The sequence below is a fragment of the Kitasatospora sp. NPDC022785 genome, from assembly GCF_055561295.1.
The window spans coordinates 324,129-341,660 of the sequence record NZ_JBVHHB010000005.1; the positions used below are offsets into that span (position 1 = coordinate 324,129).

The window sequence follows — 17,532 nt, forward strand, 5'->3', positions numbered from 1 at the left end:
CCGCCGGCCTCCGAAGGAGTGGAGCACAGTGCCCGAGCTGAAGTCCCGTACGGTCACCCACGGTCGCAACATGGCAGGCGCCCGGGCGCTTCTCCGGGCCGCCGGCGTAGCCCGCGAGGACTTCGGCAAGCCGATCATCGCGGTCGCCAACTCCTTCACCGAGTTCGTCCCCGGCCACACCCACCTGCAGCCGGTCGGCCGGATCGTCTCCGAGGCGATCAAGCAGGCGGGCGGCATCCCGCGCGAGTTCAACACCATCGCGGTGGACGACGGCATCGCGATGGGCCACGGCGGCATGCTCTACTCGCTGCCCTCGCGCGACCTGATCGCCGACTCCGTGGAGTACATGGTCAACGCGCACTGCGCCGACGCCCTGATCTGCATCTCCAACTGCGACAAGATCACCCCCGGCATGCTGATGGCGGCGCTGCGCCTCGACATCCCCACCGTCTTCGTCTCCGGTGGTCCGATGGAGGCCGGCAAGGCCACCCTGGTCGACGGCACCGTGCGCAAGCTCGACCTGGTCGACGCGATCTCCCAGGCGGTGAACGAGAACGTCTCCGACGAGGACATCGCGATCATCGAGGAGAACGCCTGTCCGACCTGCGGGTCCTGCTCGGGCATGTTCACCGCCAACTCGATGAACTGCCTCACCGAGGCGATCGGCCTCTCGCTGCCCGGCAACGGCTCCGTGCTCGCCACCCACACCGCCCGCAGGGCGCTGTACGAGCGGGCCGGCCGGACCGTCGTCGAGATCACCAAGCGCCACTACCACCAGGACGACTACTCCGTCCTGCCGCGCTCGATCGCCACCCGGGCCGCCTTCGAGAACGCCATGGCCCTCGACATCGCCATGGGCGGCTCGACCAACACCATCCTGCACCTGCTCGCCGCCGCCCAGGAGGCCGAGCTGGACTTCGACATGCGGGCCATCGACGCCATCTCCCGCAAGGTGCCCTGCCTCTCCAAGGTCGCGCCCAACGGCTCGTACTACATGGAGGACGTGCACCGGGCCGGCGGCATCCCCGCCATCCTCGGCGAGCTCTACCGCGGCGGACAGCTCAACGAGGACGTGCACACCGTCCACTCCGACTCGCTCGCCGAGTGGCTGAAGACCTGGGACGTCCGCGGCGGCTCGCCGTCCGCCGAGGCCGTCGAGCTCTGGCACGCCGCCCCCGGCTGCGTCCGCTCCGCCGAGGCGTTCTCGCAGTCCGAGCGCTGGGAGTCGCTGGACACCGACGCGGCCAAGGGCTGCATCCGCAGCGTCGAGCACGCCTACTCCGTCGAGGGCGGCCTCGCCGTGCTGTACGGCAACCTCGCCGAGGACGGCTGCATCGTGAAGACCGCCGGCGTGGACGAGTCGATCTGGACCTTCAGCGGCCCGGCCGTCGTGGTCGAGTCCCAGGAGGACGCCGTCGACGCGATCCTCACCAAGCGGGTCAAGGAGGGTGACGTCGTCGTCATCCGCTACGAGGGCCCCAGGGGCGGCCCCGGCATGCAGGAGATGCTCTATCCGACCTCCTTCCTGAAGGGCCGCGGCCTCGGCAAGGCCTGCGCGCTGGTCACCGACGGCCGCTTCTCCGGCGGCACCTCGGGCCTCTCGATCGGCCACGCCTCCCCGGAGGCCGCGTCGGGCGGCACCATCGCCCTGGTCGAGGACGGCGACATCATCGCCATCGACATCCCCGGCCGGAAGATCTCCCTGGAGGTCTCCTTCGAGGAGCTCCACGAGCGCCGGCTGAAGCTGGAGGCCGAGGGCGGCTACCGGCCGAAGAACCGCGACCGCCAGGTCAGCCAGGCCCTGCGCGCCTATGCCGCGATGGCCACCTCGGCCGACAAGGGTGCCGTCCGCGACGTCTCCAAGCTCGGCTGACGCACCGCGCACCCGCCTGACACCCCGCGCACAGCACCGCGCACCACGAGGAGCCGTTCCGCCCCGGCGGACGGCTCCTCCGCGTTCCCGCGGCACCGGGTGATAATCGGCCGTGTGACCGAGCACTCCACCCCCGCCCCCAAGCCCGCCGGCGCCCCCGAGCCGGAGCCGATCCGCTGGTTCGGCACCAGCTGGGTCGGCCGTGGCCGCGACTACTGGACGCGCCGGGTCGTCGTGCCGGTCGGCGCCCTGCTGGCGACCGCTGCCGTGGCCCTCGTCCTGCGCCTCGCCGTCGACGGCGTCCGGCTCTCCGACAACGGGGGCTTCGTCAACGGGCTGCTGCTCGCCGCCCTCGCGATCTGCTCATGCCTCTCCGGCCTGCGCAACTGGAAGCTGCTCACCGAGGGCAGGGACCAGCTGACCGGCTGGATGGCCGAGGAGAAGTCGCTCGGCGCGGTCTGGATCATCGGCGGAGCCGGCGCGCTGTTCGCCTACTTCCTGCGCAGCCTCACCGAGGCCCCCGGCGAGGCGGTCAAGCGGGCCGGGTACGAGCGGGCCACCGCCGCCCACGGGCGCCGCCAGGCCGGCCGCAGCGGCCGGCCCGACGCCAAGGCGCCGGGCCGGGGCAAGCGCAAGCGCTGACGGCGGTCAGCTGCGGCTGACCGTGCCGCAGTCCTCGTGGTCCGTCAGGTCCTTGGAGCGGTCGTACGGGTCGCTGGTCGGCCCGCTCTGATTCGGCTGCGGCCGGGCGAACTGGTTGAACTGCGGGTGGAGGTAGCCGTCGTAGACGTCGCAGGCCGAGTTGCCGGACTCCGAGCGGCTCCTGCCGAAGTTGATCTTCTTCGGGTCGTTCCGGTACTTGCCCGGGTCGTAGAACCGGAAGTCCTCGATCTTCCGCACCACGGTGCGGGCGGTCCAGGTGTCCCCGGCGACATCGGCCGCCGGCACCAGCAGGCCCACCGGCTTGGCCGTCCCGTCACCCTTGGTCGTCCCGTCGCCCTTGGGGGCAGGAGCCGCCGACTGCGGCGGGGTGCCCGTCGTGGGGCGCCGGGAGGCGGCCAGCTGCGCGGCCTCCGGCCCCGGGCGCAGGGCGTAGACGTAGGTGAAGTCGGTGTGCACCACGACTCCCTTCTCACCGTCGCCCTCGACGCTGATCCGGCCCTGCAGCTTGACCGTGTCGGTCACCGGGACCGCCTCGCGCGGATCGAAGCGGCTGAACGACCCGGTGGGGTCGTTCTCCTTCGACGGGTGGGCCAGTGCGGCCTCGATCTCGTCCCTGGTCTCCCGTTCGAGCATCGCCAGCGCCGCGTCCGGCCGCCCGCCCGCGATCACCTTCGGATCCAGGTTGGCCGCCGCCAGGTACGCCTTCACCAGCTTGACCTGGGCGGCCACCTGCTCGGCGCTGAACACCCCGATCGCGCCGGGGGCCTGCGGCAGCTCGAAGGCGTCCAGCGTGGTCGGCCAGCCTTCGGCGGGCGAGCCGGCCCACGGGTGGTCGACGGTCGGCTGCTGTGCGTCGGCGGCCGGCGGTGCGGTGGTCGGCTTCGCCGTCTCCGGGGGCGCGGACGGCGCGGGGGAGGGACCGCTGTCGCTGCCGTAGTGCTCGGAGTACCAGCTCCGCAGGGCGTTCAGGTTCAGTGCCGCGAGCAGCACGGCGATCGTCAGCACCACGTAGAGCGGCGTGCGCCACTCCAGCCGGCGGCGCGGGCGGGGGCCGCCCCAGGGGTCGACCGGCTTCGGGGCGCGGCCGAACCGCCTCCCCTTCGCCGGGCCGTCGTTCACCGAGCGGCGGCCGCCGGGGTCGACCGGAGGGGTGTGCTTCCACTGGGCGGCGAGCATCCGGGTGCGACCAGACTGCTCCTTCACGGCAGCGCCCTTGACGAACTCCTCGTCCAGGACGAGGTCGTCGAACGGGTCCTTCCCGCCCGCCCCGGACGGGTCTGCCCCGTCCGGGCTCCGGCCCTCGGACGGGCGCGGTTCTGGATCTTCGGCTATCGGCATCGCGCCAGTATGCCGACGGGGTGTGACGGTTCTTCGATCGGGTCCGCACCTTGTGGTGAACTCGTGTGCGGCGTGCGAGAATCGCCCCTGTTTGTCCGGTCCGGGGCCGCCTCACCCCTTGCCGCGGGCCTGCTTCACCGAGCCGACCACGCCCGCGACCGCCAGCAGCACGCCGGCCGGCAGCAGCGAGAGGAAGAACGCGCCGAACAGGCTCGCGTCGCCGAGGAACGCCTGCGTCAGCGTGTTCAGCACCAGTAGTCCGCCGGCCGCAGGCAGCGCCGACTGCCACGGGTGCTCGGCCGCCCACGCGCGCAGCCGCCGGTCTCCGCTGTCGTGGCGCAGCCGGCCGCCCACCGTGCCGACCAGGAAGAAGAAGAACAGCGCCCAGCCGGCCGGACCGGCCAGCATGCTCAGCGACCAGTCCCCGGTGATCGCGTCGATCCCCAGGGCCGTCGCCCCCACCACCGCACCGACACCCGCGGCCGTCCGCCACGGTCCCACCGTCGCGGCGGCGACGGCGACTTGCCGGTTCTCACGTCGGGACATCTCTCCGTGTGCCATATCTCCACGGTGCGCCCGGGAACAGCCGCGGGCCATAGGGGAGAACCCCGAGTTTCTCCCTAGGGCGTGTGCCTGCCGTGCCCCGTGGGGCACGCCCCGGGTGCCCCGTGGGCTTCCGCAGGGTGGACGTTCCCGCTGCGGGCGGACCGGCGGTGCGAGGATGGCGGCAGGAACGGATGCAAGGAGCGGGCATGGGCAGCGCAGGGGCGCACGGGCAGAAGATCGCCTTCCTCGGCACGGGCAAGATCGGGGAGGCCCTGCTCTCCGGTCTGCTGCGGGCCGGGAAGGACCCGGCGGACGTCCTGGTGACCGCCCGCCGGCCGGAGCGGGCCGCCGAGCTGGCCGCCACGTACGGCGTCGCCGTGGTGGGCAACAGCGAGGCCGCCAAGCTCGCGGACACCCTGATCCTCGCGGTGAAGCCGCAGGACATGGGCACCCTGCTGGACGAGCTGGCGCCGCACGTCGGCGCGGACCGGCTGGTGATCTCGGCGGCGGCCGGCATCCCCACCGCCTGGTTCGAGGCCCGGCTGGCGGCCGGCACCCCGGTGGTCCGGGTGATGCCCAACACGCCCGTCCTGGTGGACGAGGGGATGAGCGTGATCTCCGGCGGCTCGCACGCCACCGAGGCGCACCTGGAGCGGGCCGAGGAGATCTTCCGTTCGGTGGGCAAGGCGCTGCGGCTGCCGGAGGCCCAGCAGGACGCGGCCACCGCGCTGTCCGGCTCCGGCCCGGCGTACTTCTACTTCCTGGTCGAGGCGATGACCGACGCGGGCATCCTGCTCGGCCTGCCCCGGCACGTGGCGCACGACCTGATCGTGCAGTCGGCGATCGGCGCCTCGGTGATGCTGCGGGACTCCGGCGAGCACCCGGTGAAGCTGCGCGAGGCGGTCACCTCGCCGGCCGGCACCACCATCGCGGCCATCCGCGAGCTGGAGAACCACGGGGTGCGGGCCGCCCTGCTCGGCGCCCTGGAGGCGGCCCGGGACCGCTCCCGGGAGCTGGCCTCCGGCGGCAAGTAGGGCCGCCGGAGCCGCCCAGTAGGCTCGACGGCATGGCCTACGACCTGGTGATCTTCGACAACGACGGTGTCCTGGTGGACAGCGAGCCGCTCTCCAACCGGCTGCTCGCCGAGTACCTGACCGAGCTCGGGTACCCGACCACGACCGAGGACTCCTACCGGGACTTCATGGGCACCGCCGCCCACCGGGTCCACGACGTGATCGCCGAGCGGTACGACGGCGCGAAGCTGCCCGACGGCTTCGACGACCTGTTCCATGCCCGGGTGTTCGCCACGTTCGACGCCGAGCTCACCGCCGTCCGGGGCGCGGAGCCGCTGCTGAAGGAGCTTCAGCAGCGCTCCGTGCCCTACTGCCTGGCCTCCTCGGCGAGCCACGCGTGGATCCGCACCGCCCTCGACGTCACCGGCCTGCGCGGCTACCACGCCGAGGAGCGGATCTTCAGCGCCCAGGACGTCGGTGTCGGCAAGCCCGCGCCCGACCTGTTCCTGCACGCCGCCCGTACGCTCGGCGTCGACCCGGCCCGCTGCCTGGTGCTGGAGGACAGCCCCAACGGCGTGCTGGCCGCCCGCGCCGCCGGGATGGACGTGTACGGCTACACCGCGCTCACCGACGCGGCCAAGCTCACCGCCGCCGGTGCCACCGGGCTGATCGCGGCCCTGGCCGAGGTGCCGGCGCTGCTCTGAGCCCGCGGGGCCGGACCCCGGAACTCCCGCGCGACCCCTCCCGCAATCGCCCGCCACCGCCTACGCTCTCGCCAACATCGTCGTACCGGCCAGTAGCGAGGTCCGTGTGAGCACCGCGATACCCCCTCGGCTGCGGCAGGCCAGAGCCGCGCTCGCCGCGAGCTTCCTGCTCCAGGGCGTCACCTTCGCCCTGCTGGTCACCTGCATCCCCGAGCTCCAGGACCGGTACGGGCTCAGCGACGCGCTGCTGCCGGTCTTCCTGGCGGCCGTGCCGGTCCTGGCCGGGGTGGGCTCGATCCTCTCCGAGCAGCTGGTGAAGCGGACCGGCGCGCGGGCCGTGCTGCGGGTGGTCCAGCCCGCCGTCTGCCTCACCCTGGCCGGAGCCGGGCTCGGCGGGACGCTCTGGCAACTCGCCCTCGCGCTGGGCGCGTTCGGGCTGTTGGTCGGCGCGCTGGACGCCAGTATGAACATGCTCGGCGTGGGCCTCCAGCACCGCTACGGCCGCTCGGTCATGCTCGGCTTCCATGCCGCGTTCAGTCTCGGCGGCATCGTCGGCGCGGCCCTCGCGGGCCTCGGCTCGCACTACGACCTCGGCCTGCCCGTCCTGTTCGGGACGGCCGCCTCCGTGGTCGCCCCGCTCGCCGTGGCGGCCGGCACCCTCCCCCGGCCTTCGGCCGGGGGGACCCCCACCGCCGGGCCCGCCGAACTCGGCGACGCCGTCCGGGAGGCCGCCGAGGCCGCGGCCCGGTCCATTCCGTGGCGGCCGCTGCTGCCGCTCTGCCTGGCGATGGCGTTCGCCTACATCGCCGACGCCTCGGTCTCCAACTACAGCGTCAAGTACCTCACCGACGGCCTGGGCAGCCCCGAGGACGTCGCCAAGCTCTCCTACCTCGGCTACATGGTGGCGATGCTGCTCGGCCGTGCGGTCGGCGACCGCGCGGTGCAGCGCTGGGGCGCCGTCCCGGTGGTCCGCGGCGGTGCCGCACTGGCCGCGCTGGGCTTCGCGGCGGCGGCCGCCGCGCCCGGTGCGGCGGCCGGGATCGCCGGGTTCACCGTGCTCGGCTTCGGGATCTGCGCGATCATCCCGCAGGTCTTCGCGGCCGGCGGGCGGCTCTTCCCGGCCGACTCGGACGCCGCCGTGGCCCGGCTCAACCTCTTCAACTACCTGGGCTTCCTGATCGGTTCGCCCCTGGTCGGGGCGATCGCCGGCGCCGGCTCGTACCGCTGGGCGCTGCTCGCCCCGATGCTGCTGGTGCTGGCCGTCCTGCCGCTGGCCGGCCGGTTCGCCCCCGCCCCGGTGCTCGCTCCGGTGACGGCCTGAGGCCCGCGGCCCGCGGCCCGAGGTCCGAGGTCCGGGTGCAGGGCTCAGGGCTCGCGGATCTCGTCCAGTGACTCCTGCATCAGCGCCTTGGCGCGGGTGAACCAGTCCGCGAGGACGGCGATCTCGCCCGGGGTGTAGTCGGCGAACAGCGCACCGAGGCGCTGGTAGAACGGGCCGTAGACCTCCAGGATGCGCGCCTGTGCGGACTCCGCCATCACCACCCGTACCCGGCGCCGGTCGGCGGGGTCGGCCTCCCGGTGGGCGTAGCCGGCCTTCTCCAGGCGGTTGAGCACGCCGGTCACCGCGCCGGTGGTCAGGTGCGCCCGCTCGGCGAGGTCGCCTGCCGCCAGCGGCTCCCCGGCCAGGGCCGCCTCGATGACGAAGCCGAGGCAGGTGAGGTCGGTGACGTTCAGTCCGAGCCGTGCGGCGATGTCCTGTTGTCCGAACTGTGCGAGCGCGATCATCCGGTCCATCGCGTACTGCGCCTGCTCGGCCGTCGCCTGCGGGCGCGGCTTGCCCTCCACGGGAGATCTCCTTAGCATCTAAGTTACTTAGCTCGTGAGGTAAAACGTCTGCGCGGCCGCTCCGCCCTGCGGTCCGGCCGGTCGCGGGTCCCATCACACCAAAAGAGGAGACATGGGCGCACACGACGAGCACGACATGGGCCACACCGTCGCCGGCTGGACCGGCGTCGCCCTCGCGGTCACCGGCAGCGCCGTCGCCGGCCTGGCCCTGGTGGCCGGCTCGGCGGCAGGGCTCTGGCTCGGCGCGGCGGTCACCGCCCTCGGCGGGCTCACCGCCTGGCTGCTCCACCTCGCCGGCTGGGGCAAGGCCACCGGCCCGCGCCCGCCCGGCCGCCGGCACTGGCGCACCCGCGACACGGCCGCCCGGCACGGCCACCCCGACTGCCTCGGCTGCCGCCTGGCGGGCCGGACGGGCACTGCGGCCGTCACCGCGGCCGTCACCGCGAGCGGTGCCGGGGCCGCCCCCGCACCGCGGCCGGCCGGCCGGGCCGCCCGCGGGTAGCCGCGCCCGCGGGCCGGGGCCACGCCCCTGGCGGCCGTCGCACCGCCGCGACGCACTACCGTGGAGGCCATGCCCGAAGCCGAGCGTGACACCCCCTGCGGCCTGCATCTCTTCTGGGACGAGGCGGTCACCGCCTACGACTTCGGTCCCGGTCACCCGATGGACCCGGAGCGGCTGGCGCTCACCATGCGCCTCGTGGAGTCGCTCGGGCTGGACACCGGGCCGGGCGTGACCGTCCGCTCGGCGCCGCCGGCCGGGGACTCCACCCTCCACTTGGTGCACACCCGCGAATACGTCGAGGCGGTCAAGCACGCCGCCGCCCACCCGGACGAGCGGGACCAGCGGCACGGGCTCGGCACCGACGACAACTGGGCCTTCCCCGCCGTGCACTCCGCCTCCGCGCTGATCGCCGGCCAGTCGGTGGCCGCCGCCGAGGCGGTCTGGCGCGGCGAGACCTCGCACGCCGTCAACTTCGCCGGGGGCCTGCACCACGCCATGCCCGGCAAGGCGTCCGGCTTCTGCATCTACAACGACCCCGCGCTCGCCATCGCCCGGCTGCTCGAACTCGGCGCCGAGCGGGTCGCCTACGTCGACGTGGACGTCCACCACGGCGACGGTGTCCAGCAGGCGTTCTGGGACGACCCCCGGGTCCTCACCGTCTCGCTGCACGAACACCCCGCCACGCTCTTCCCGCAGACCGGCTGGGCCACCGAGACCGGCGGCCCGGACGCCCCCGGCACCGCCGCCAACCTTCCGCTGCCCGCCGGCACCGGTGACTCCGGCTGGCTGCGCGCCTTCCACGCCCTGGTGCCCGAGCTGCTGGCCGCCTTCCGCCCGCAGGTCCTGGTCACCCAGCACGGCGCGGACACCCACCTGGAGGACCCGCTCGCCCACCTCGCCGTCACCGTCGACGCCCAGCGGCTGATCGCCGAGGAGCTGCACGCCCTGGCCCACCGGCACGCCGAGGGCCGCTGGATCGCCCTCGGCGGCGGCGGCTACGCCGTCGTGGACGTCGTCCCGCGGACCTGGACCCACCTCGTCGCCACCGCCGCCGGCCGGCCCGTCGACCCGGCCACCGAGACCCCGGAGGCCTGGCGCGCGGAGGTGTACCGGCGCACCCGCCGCCCGGCCCCGCTGCGGATGACCGACGGCGCCCGGCCGGCCTGGCGGGACTTCGACGCGGGATACGATCCGGCCGACCGGCTCGACCAGGCGATCCTGGCCGCCCGCCGCGCCGTCCTGCCCCACCACGGCCTGCTGCCCTGACCGGGGGCACTGACCAGGGCCCCGGCCGTGGCGCTGAACCGCGGCCCCCGGTTGTGAAGGGTGTGGGCGGTGCGCACGGACGGTACGGCAGACCGCCGAGCGACTACGTACTGCAACAGTCCTATCTCTCACCGTACGAGGACTGCGCTTCTCCCTCTTCCCACTGGTACCACCCATAACTACTCTGGGGATACACGTGTGCCGGTGGAGTCACCGGAGGGGAAGCCGGTGCCTTGCACACGGGTAAGGGTCGGGTGATGGTCATGAGTTCCGGCGAACGCCCCCTGCAGGAAGTTGTCTTCCTGACCGTGGCCGAGGTGGCCGCGGTCATGCGGGTGTCGAAGATGACGGTGTACCGGTTGGTGCACAGCGGAGAGCTGCCGGCCATCCGGGTCGGGCGGTCCTTCCGGGTGCCCCAGCAAGCGGTGCACGAGTACCTCAAGGAGTCGTACGTGCGGCTCGAGAGCGCGTAGGACAGGCGGCGGGTCGGGGCTCACAGCCGGTGGGCCCCGCACTCGTTTGCCGCAGATTTCCCCCGAGTTTCCCGGTCACCGGGAGCACGATTACTGCCCTGGGCCTACGGACGGTAGGCTAGGCCCTCCGTCAGTCGTATGGACTCCGTCTCTCACGGACGGGAGTCTCAGTGAGCGAGGGTTGTTCCGTGGGCTCTGTCATCAAGAAGCGTCGCAAGCGTATGGCCAAGAAGAAGCACCGCAAGCTTCTGAAGCGGACCCGCGTGCAGCGTCGCAACAAGAAGTAAGCGCCCGCCGCGCCCTGCGCGCCCGGCGCTTCCACCGCCCGTCCAGGCCCCTGTGGTCTGGGCGGGCGGTGTCGTTTCACGGCCCGCCGCGGTGTCGCGGTACGGTGCACGCAGGCCGCGAAGGCCGAGGAACGAGGTGCAGCAGCGTGGGCAAGGTCGTGCTCGTCACCGGCGTGGCCCGCCAGCTGGGGGCCCGCTTCGCCGCCGAGCTCCGCCGCCGGCCCGGCGTCGACCTGGTGGTCGGCGTGGACGTGCTGCCGCCCCGGCAGGCCGTCGAGGAGCCGGACGGGCCCGCCGCGCCGTACCGGTTCCACCAGCTCGACCTGCGCCGCCCGGCGGTGGCCCGGGTGATCGCCGAGCACGGCGTCGACACCGTCGTCCACCTGGCCGTGAGCGCCACCGGCCTGGGCTCCACCAACCGCTCGTCGGTCAAGGAGTCCAACGTCATCGGCACCATGCAGCTGCTCGGTGCCTGCCAGAAGGCGCCCGGGGTGCGGCGGCTGGTCGTGAAGTCGACCACCGGCGTCTACGGCTCGGCGCCGCGCGATCCGGCGGTGTTCACCGAGCGGACCCAGCCCAAGAACCTGCCCGGCGGCGGCTTCGCCAAGGACGCGGTGGAGGTCGAGGGCTACGTCCGCGGCTTCGCCCGGCGCCGCCCGGACGTCGCGGTGACGGTGCTGCGGTTCGCCAACATCGTCGGCCCCGGCGCCGACACCCCGCTCAGCGAGTACTTCGCGCTGCCGGTGCTGCCCACCGTCCTCGGCTACGACCCGCGGCTGCAGTTCGTCCACGAGGACGACGTGCTCGCGGTCCTCTCCCGGGCGGCCGACGAGCCCGAGCCGGGCACCGTCAACGCCGGCACCTTCAACGTGGCGGGGGAGGGCGTGCTGCTGCTCTCCCAGTGCGCCCGCCGGCTCGGCCGGCCGATGCTGCCGCTGCTGCTGCCCGCGATCAGCTGGATGGCCGGGCTGGCCCGGCAGACCAGGATGGTCGACTTCTCGCCCGAGCAGCTGCGGCTGCTCACCCACGGCCGGGTGGTGGACACCACCCGGCTGCGCGAGACCTTCGGCTACCGGCCCCGGTACACCACCCCGGGGGCGTTCGCCGACTTCGCCGCCGCGCAGTCCGCCGGCCTGCTGCCGCCCGAGCGGCTCGCCGCCGTCACCGACGGGCTGGCCGCGCTGCTCGGGCGCGAGCACGGCCCGGCCACCCGCCCCGACCGACCCAGGAGCTGAACCCGCGATGAGTGCCGCAGCCGAGAACGCGCCGGGCCGGGCCAAGGTCATCCCGATCGAGTCCGCGCCCAGCTGGAGCGAGCCCGACCGGCCCGCCGGCCTGGCCGACCAGCTCGCCGACGCCGTCGGCGGGGCGCTGGCCGGGCGGCTCGGCCCGGCCGCCACCCGGCTGTTCGGCAAGGGCTGGGAGGGCCGGGCCGCCGAAGGCCTCGCCTTCCTGCGCCGCCGGGTCACCGGGGACTACGAGGTGGACGAGTTCGGCTTCGACCGCGAGCTGACCGAGGAGGTGCTGCTCTCGCTGCTGCGTCCGCTCGCCGAGAAGTACTTCCGGATCGAGGTGCGCGGGATCGAGAACATCCCGGCCGAGGGCGGCGCGCTGATCGTCGCCAACCACTCCGGGACGATCCCGCTGGACGCCCTGATGACCCAGGTCGCCATCCACGACCACCACCCCGGCGGGCGGTTCCTGCGGATGCTCGCCGCTGACCTGGTGTTCGTCCTGCCCGGCATCAACGAGCTGGCCCGCAAGGCCGGCCACACGCTGGCCTGCAACGAGGACGCCCAGGCGCTGCTGGAGCGCGGCGAGCTGGTCGGGGTCTGGCCGGAGGGCTTCAAGGGCATCGGCAAGCCGTTCTCCGACCGGTACAAGCTGCAGCGGTTCGGGCGGGGCGGGTTCGTCGCCTCGGCCCTGCGGGCACAGGTGCCGATCGTCCCCTGCTCGATCGTCGGGGCGGAGGAGACCTATCCGATGATCGGCAACTTCAAGACCCTGGCCCGGCTCCTGGGCCTGCCGTACGTGCCGATCACGCCGACTTTCCCGTGGCTCGGGCCGCTGGGCGCGGTGCCGCTGCCGACCAAGTGGACGATCCAGTTCGGCGAGCCGATCGCCACCGACCGGCACCCGGTGGAGGCGGCGGACGACCCGATGCTGGTCTTCGACCTGGCCGACGAGGTGCGGGAGACCATCCAGCACACCCTCTACGAGCTGCTGGTGCAGCGGCGTTCGGTGTTCTTCTGAGCCTGCCGGCGTCCTGCCGGCGTTCTGCCGGATTCCTTTCCGGAACGGCTGAGGGGCCCGGCGGCAGCGCCGGGCCCCTCAGCCGTGTTCCACCGCGTCAGCCGCCGAGGATCCGCAGCCCGGGCAGCAGCCCGGGGATCAGCGGGGGCACCTCGACGCCCTGCGGAGGTGCGTCGCCGGTGGCGGCGCTGGGCGTCCCGGACGGCTGTGGGGCCGCCTGGTCGGGCGTCGGGTCGGGGCTCGGCGAGGGCTTGGTGCCGGTGAGCCCGTTGGTGAGGTTGTCGACCAGCCCGTTCACCGCGCCCGCGGCGTTGCTGGGCACGCTGCTCGGGGCGCCGGCGCCGCCGTTGCCCGGCGTGCTCGCCCCGGTGGACGGTGCCCGCTCGGTGGTGCCGGCCTTGCCGCCGTTGGCGCTGCCCGCGCCGCCGCTCTGGGCCTGCCCGGCGCCCGGTGCGGCGTTGCCGCCGACGGCCGGGGTGCCGGCCGGGGAGCTGCCGTTGGGCGCGGAGCCCGTGCCGCCCGTCCCGTTGCCTGCCTTGTCGCCGCCCTTGGCGGGCGGCGCAGCCAGTCGCAGGGGCGCGACGTCCTCGCTTATGTCGTCGAAGAGCTGGTCGACCAGGTGCGCCTGGGGGATCAGCTGGACCGGCAGCCTGCTCTGCAGGTCGCTCCAGCGGTCGTCCTCGTCCTGGGCGAAGCCGGCCAGGGTGCGCATCGGGTCGAGCGAGCCGTTGCTCCGGTAGACCGAGCGCAGCAGGTCGCGGCCCTTGAGGGCGTCGGCGTGCATGTCGTCGAGCGCCTTGCGGACCTGATCGACGGTGCCCGGGCTGAGCGCGCCGGCGCCGTCCGTCCGGCCGACCAGGCTCTGGGCCTCGTCGAGCCGGGTGGCGGCGTTGTCGAGCAGCAGCCCGCCGCGCTCGCTGTCGGAGTTCGCGAGGTCCAGCCGGAGCCCTTCGAGGCCGCGCTTCATGCCGTAGAGCGTGTCCCCGGGCAGCGCGTTGGAGCTGGCGACGGCCGCGCCGGCGAAGCTGCCGACGGCGAGCCCGGCGACCAGGCCGCCGATCGCGAACCGGCGGCTCCAACGGCCGCGCGGCGCCATCCGGACCGCCCGGTGCCTGCGCTGGCGGGGGACGGTCGCGCCCGGTCCGCCGGCGAAGGCCTGCTCGAACGCGGCCATCAGCTGGGCGCGTTGGACGGTTCGGACCTCCGCGTCCAGCTCCGGTCCGGGCAGCGCGCCCAGCGCACCGGCCATGCCGACCAGCTCGGCCATGGCGGCCGAACCGGCACCGGTGGAAGCGGTGTTGGCCGATCCGGCAGCGGCGGCGCCGCGTTGCTCTGCCTGGTGGGCCTCCAGCGCCTCGGCGAAGGCCTTCACCCGCCGGTGCTCCAGCACGTTTGCCGTCACGGGCCACACCTCCCTTCGTCGTTGTCGACACCCCGGCCTGCCGGACGGTTGCCTCGGCGGGCCAAAGCCACTCCATCGGGTGAGAGGTCGCAATTCGACTTGACCGTACGCCTGGTGGAGGCTTGCACGCTGGCCAACGAGCGGTGCGGGCGGTCGGTTACGCACGGCTGATCATCGGACCGACCGTTCACCCGGACGTGTCGGGCCTGCGCCGACGGTGACGGCACCCCCGGCGCCCTCTCCGTCGTCCGACCGGCTCGCTGCCCGGCTATCTCACCGGGGCGGTCCCCGGCGCCGTCTCCGGCGGTGTTCCCGCCACGGCCCCCCGGTCCGGCTCCGCTCACCGCGCGTCGGGCGGCAGCAGACGGGCCAGCGTCCGCACCGCGCGGTACTGGAGGGTCTTGATGGCGCCCTCGTTCTTGCCCATGATCCTGGCCGTCTCGGCCACCGAGAGCCCCTGCAGGAAGCGGAGCGTGACGCACTCCTGCTGCTGCGGGTTGAGCCGGCGCACCGCGTCCAGCAGGGCGGCGTTGGAGAGCGACTCCAGCACCGACTCCTCCGGGCTGCGCTCGCACTCGTTGGAGTCGAGCATCTCGCCGGTGGTGACCTCCAGCCGGAACCGGCTGGACTTGAAGTGGTCGGCCACCAGGTTGCGGGCGATGGTCACCAGCCAGGCGCCGAAGTCCCGGCCCTGCCAGGTGAAGGTGCCGATCCGGCGCAGCGCGCGCAGGAACGTCTCGCTGGTGAGGTCCTCGGCGGTGGCCCGGCTGCCCACCCGGTAGTAGATGTAGCGGTAGACAGTGTCCGCGTAGTGGTCGTAGAGGCGGCCGAAGGCCTCGCTCTCGCCGGCCTGGGCCTTCTCGACCAGCTCCATGATCGGGTTGTGTTCGGTCTCGTAGCCGGGGCTCGGGGCCGTCCTGGCCCGGCTGCGGCCGCTGGTGCCGGTGGCCCCGGTCCGGCCGCGCGAGCCGGTCCCGGTGGAGGAGCCGGCGGCGGTGGTGCGCAGGGCCTGGCCGGCGGGTTGGGGCGGGCCGTAGCCGAACGCGGCGCCGGCGGGGACCAGTTGGGGCGAGGCGGCGAGCTGGCTGCGGAGCAGGGTGCGCAACAGCTCCAGGCCGGTGGAGATCTGCCGGGCGGAGGCCGGGCGGCCGCGGAGGCTGGTGCGGGAGCGCAGGGGCGCGGGCGACGGGCGGGAGGGTGCAGGCGCGTCGTTCCGGACGGGTGGGTACACGGGACTCCCAGAGGCAGAACTGTGGACGGATCACCTCCGCCTGCGCGGAGAGCACGCCCGCGCCGCCCGGTCGGGAGGGGCGCGTGGGTGACGTGCATCCAGGAGAGAATAACGCTTTGTGCAATGACAGCTACACCGTGTGGTCGAAGTGGTCGTTTGGGATCCGCATTGCATGCATATTCGGCTGACACTGACCGAAGATGTCATCGTTCATCCGGCCCAACGTGATCGAACAGGCGCACAGGGTGACCAATTCGGCGGTCTGGCGGGCGGTTTCCCAGTCATTGGCCTCGGTAACCCCTGACTTTCCCCGTCTGGCGAACGATCAGAACCGGTCGCTGGCTGACAGGTTCGTTCGCTCGGCTCGGACGGCCCTGCGCCACGCGGGAGTTCGCCCGTACGAGCGGCCTGGTCAGCATGCGGATTGACGGGCGGTCACCCGCCCAGGGGAAGCCGTCGTCCCGGCGCGCCACGGAACGGCGGAGGCGTCGTCCGGACGCGGTCCGGGTGGTCCGGACGCGGTCCGGGTGTGGTCCCGGGTGTGGTCCCGGGCGCGGATCAGGCGCGCCGGCGGCGGTGCAGGGCGACCCCCGCGGCCGCCCCTCCCGCGACGACGCCCAGTGCGGCCGCCGCCGGGAGGCCCACCCGGGCCGCCTTGCGCCCGGTCCGGAAGTCCCGCACCCGCCAGCCCTGGGCCCGGGCGTGCCGGCGCAGCGCGCCGTCCGGGTTCACCACGTACGGGTGGCCGACCAGCGAGAGCATCGGGATGTCGTTGGCCGAGTCGCTGTACGCGGCGCAGCGGTCCAGGGCGAGCCGTTCGCGGCGGGCCAGCGCCCGGACGGCGGCCGCCTTGGCGGGCCCGTGCAGCAGCTCGCCGACCAGCCGGCCGGTGTAGAGGCCGCCCTCGGCCTCGGCGACGGTGCCGAGCGCACCGGTCATGCCGAGCCGGCGGGCGATGACCCGGGCCACCTCCAGCGGGGCGGCGGTGACCAGCCAGACCCGCTGGCCCGCGTCCAGGTGCATCTGGACCAGGGCGCGCGTGCCGGGCCAGATCTTGTCGGCGACGACCTGCTCGAAGACCTCCTCGCAGAGGGCTTCGAGGTCGGCGGTCCGCTTGCCGGCGACCAGGCCGAGCGCGGTGTGCTGGGCGTCGGCCATGTGGTCCGGGTCCTCGGCGCCGTGCAGCCGGAACCAGGTCTGCTGCCAGGCGAACCGGGCGATGTCACGGCGGGTGAGGAAGCCGCGGCGGTAGAGGCCGACGCCGAGGTAGAAGATCGCGGCGCCGCGCAGGATGGTGTTGTCGCAGTCGAAGAAGGCGGCGGCGCGCGGGTCGTCCCGCTCGGGGGTGTGGTTCCCGGCGGGTGCCTTGGGGGCCTTCGCCGACCGGTCGGCCGCCGGGGCCTGCTCCTCCGGTGCGTCCGGGGCGACGGCGACGGCCGGCTCGGCCCGCAGGGCGGCCTCCGCCGCCTCGGCCGCGGCCTCGCCGGCCAGGGCGGTCCGCGCGGTGGTGGAACGCCTTGACTGGGTGAGCCTTCGGAGCACGGCCATGGCACCGAGCATAGCCAGCCGGGCCGGGAGAGGCCGTGACGACGGAGTGCCCGCGCGGTGAACACCGGGCGGCCCGCCCGTGGCTCCGGGCCGGCGTGGGGCGGGCGCACAATGGCCGGGTGAGCCCACTGCTGCGACGTGACAAGAACCCGAGCCCGAACCCGGCCGAGCGGACCGTGACCCTGGTCGGCAAGCCCGGCTGCCACCTGTGCGACGACGCCCGGGAGGTGATCGTCCGGGTGACCGGCGAGCTGGGTGCGTCCTTCGAGGAGAGGGACATCACACAGGACGAGGAGCTGTACCGGAAGTACTGGGAGCAGATCCCGGTCACCCTGATCGACGGCCGTCAGCACGACTTCTGGCGGGTCGACGAGCGCCGCCTGCGCGCCGCCCTGGGGGCCTGAGGGGCGGGCGGTACGCGCCCGGGCCCGGTCCGGGCGGCCCGCGCCCCTGCCGCCGCCGCCCCTGCCGCCGCCGCCCCCGCCGTCCGGCGGGGGCGGTTCGCCGAATCGTTGTGAAGAAAACCGGGATCGGTCTGGGGAGCCCCCGCCGGTCGGCTTACGATCGAACTCGTTTGCGCCCATGGGG

18 protein-coding genes are annotated in these 17,532 nt (G+C 73.8%); 12 read left to right on the forward strand and 6 right to left on the reverse strand.

Annotation, left to right across the window (positions count from 1 at the left end):
- Positions 1-28: 28 nt before the first annotated feature.
- Both ilvD and ACZ3YO_RS11585 read left to right on the forward strand, forming a co-directional pair.
- A complete protein-coding gene (gene ilvD / locus ACZ3YO_RS11580; protein ID WP_396321869.1) occupies positions 29-1,873 on the forward strand; it encodes a dihydroxy-acid dehydratase in 1,845 nt (614 codons plus the stop codon).
- Between the two features lie 114 nt (positions 1,874-1,987).
- On the forward strand, positions 1,988-2,515 hold the full coding sequence (locus ACZ3YO_RS11585) for an EamA/RhaT family transporter (RefSeq protein WP_465567942.1): 528 nt from the start codon (positions 1,988-1,990) through the stop codon (positions 2,513-2,515).
- A gap of 6 nt (positions 2,516-2,521) precedes the next feature.
- Here the strand turns inward: ACZ3YO_RS11585 and ACZ3YO_RS11590 are convergent, their stop codons facing one another.
- Together ACZ3YO_RS11590 and ACZ3YO_RS11595 are read right to left on the reverse strand one after the other, a co-directional pair.
- Positions 2,522-3,874: an SCO2583/SCO2584 N-terminal domain-containing protein gene (locus ACZ3YO_RS11590; protein WP_465567944.1), complete on the reverse strand. Its 1,353-nt coding sequence runs from the start codon at positions 3,872-3,874 to the stop codon at positions 2,522-2,524.
- Positions 3,875-3,985: 111 nt separating this feature from the next.
- Positions 3,986-4,420, reverse strand: coding sequence for a hypothetical protein (locus tag ACZ3YO_RS11595; protein WP_465567946.1), 435 nt, complete (start codon positions 4,418-4,420; stop codon positions 3,986-3,988).
- Between the two features lie 206 nt (positions 4,421-4,626).
- Here ACZ3YO_RS11595 and proC point away from each other — a divergent pair, with 206 nt between their 5' ends.
- The 3 genes from proC (at position 4,627) to ACZ3YO_RS11610 (ending at position 7,458) form a co-directional block, all read left to right on the forward strand.
- A complete protein-coding gene (proC, locus tag ACZ3YO_RS11600; protein WP_465567949.1) occupies positions 4,627-5,454 on the forward strand; it encodes a pyrroline-5-carboxylate reductase in 828 nt (275 codons plus the stop codon).
- 32 nt (positions 5,455-5,486) lie between these two features.
- Positions 5,487-6,137, forward strand: coding sequence for an HAD family hydrolase (locus tag ACZ3YO_RS11605; RefSeq protein ID WP_465567952.1), 651 nt, complete (start codon positions 5,487-5,489; stop codon positions 6,135-6,137).
- A gap of 106 nt (positions 6,138-6,243) precedes the next feature.
- A complete protein-coding gene (locus tag ACZ3YO_RS11610) occupies positions 6,244-7,458 on the forward strand; it encodes an MFS transporter (RefSeq protein WP_465567955.1) in 1,215 nt (404 codons plus the stop codon).
- 44 nt (positions 7,459-7,502) lie between these two features.
- On the opposite strand, the gene ACZ3YO_RS11615 is transcribed toward ACZ3YO_RS11610, so the two are convergent.
- Complete coding sequence (locus tag ACZ3YO_RS11615; RefSeq protein ID WP_465567958.1) at positions 7,503-7,982, reverse strand: MarR family transcriptional regulator; 480 nt, start codon at positions 7,980-7,982, stop codon at positions 7,503-7,505.
- A 112-nt stretch (positions 7,983-8,094) separates the two neighbouring features.
- Here ACZ3YO_RS11615 and ACZ3YO_RS11620 point away from each other — a divergent pair, with 112 nt between their 5' ends.
- The 6 genes from ACZ3YO_RS11620 to ACZ3YO_RS11645 all read left to right on the forward strand — a co-directional run bounded on the left by ACZ3YO_RS11620 (position 8,095) and on the right by ACZ3YO_RS11645 (position 12,763).
- Positions 8,095-8,484, forward strand: coding sequence for an HGxxPAAW family protein (locus ACZ3YO_RS11620; RefSeq protein ID WP_465567961.1), 390 nt, complete (start codon positions 8,095-8,097; stop codon positions 8,482-8,484).
- 69 nt (positions 8,485-8,553) lie between these two features.
- The gene (locus ACZ3YO_RS11625) at positions 8,554-9,750 is read left to right on the forward strand and encodes an acetoin utilization protein AcuC (protein ID WP_465567964.1); all 1,197 of its coding nucleotides are present in this window, start codon (positions 8,554-8,556) and stop codon (positions 9,748-9,750) included.
- A gap of 263 nt (positions 9,751-10,013) precedes the next feature.
- Entirely contained in the window at positions 10,014-10,223 is a 210-nt protein-coding gene (locus tag ACZ3YO_RS11630) for a helix-turn-helix domain-containing protein (protein ID WP_148644250.1), read from the forward strand.
- Positions 10,224-10,411: 188 nt separating this feature from the next.
- Positions 10,412-10,510 (forward strand): 30S ribosomal protein bS22, encoded by a 99-nt coding sequence (locus ACZ3YO_RS11635; RefSeq protein WP_003948845.1) that lies wholly within the window; start codon positions 10,412-10,414, stop codon positions 10,508-10,510.
- Between the two features lie 146 nt (positions 10,511-10,656).
- On the forward strand, positions 10,657-11,745 hold the full coding sequence (locus ACZ3YO_RS11640; RefSeq protein ID WP_465567968.1) for an NAD-dependent epimerase/dehydratase family protein: 1,089 nt from the start codon (positions 10,657-10,659) through the stop codon (positions 11,743-11,745).
- A gap of 7 nt (positions 11,746-11,752) precedes the next feature.
- Positions 11,753-12,763 (forward strand): lysophospholipid acyltransferase family protein, encoded by a 1,011-nt coding sequence (locus ACZ3YO_RS11645; RefSeq protein WP_465548441.1) that lies wholly within the window; start codon positions 11,753-11,755, stop codon positions 12,761-12,763.
- Positions 12,764-12,860: 97 nt separating this feature from the next.
- Here ACZ3YO_RS11645 and ACZ3YO_RS11650 read toward each other — a convergent pair whose 3' ends face one another.
- From ACZ3YO_RS11650 to ACZ3YO_RS11660, 3 genes are all read right to left on the reverse strand, one after another.
- A complete protein-coding gene (locus ACZ3YO_RS11650) occupies positions 12,861-14,165 on the reverse strand; it encodes a DUF5667 domain-containing protein (protein WP_465567972.1) in 1,305 nt (434 codons plus the stop codon).
- A gap of 340 nt (positions 14,166-14,505) precedes the next feature.
- On the reverse strand, positions 14,506-15,291 hold the full coding sequence (locus ACZ3YO_RS11655; protein WP_465568068.1) for an ECF subfamily RNA polymerase sigma factor, BldN family: 786 nt from the start codon (positions 15,289-15,291) through the stop codon (positions 14,506-14,508).
- 663 nt (positions 15,292-15,954) lie between these two features.
- Positions 15,955-16,944 (reverse strand): HAD family hydrolase, encoded by a 990-nt coding sequence (locus ACZ3YO_RS11660; RefSeq protein WP_465567975.1) that lies wholly within the window; start codon positions 16,942-16,944, stop codon positions 15,955-15,957.
- A gap of 119 nt (positions 16,945-17,063) precedes the next feature.
- On the opposite strand from ACZ3YO_RS11660, the gene ACZ3YO_RS11665 reads away from it, so the two are divergent.
- A complete protein-coding gene (locus ACZ3YO_RS11665) occupies positions 17,064-17,348 on the forward strand; it encodes a glutaredoxin family protein (RefSeq protein WP_465548445.1) in 285 nt (94 codons plus the stop codon).
- Positions 17,349-17,532 lie beyond the last annotated feature (184 nt).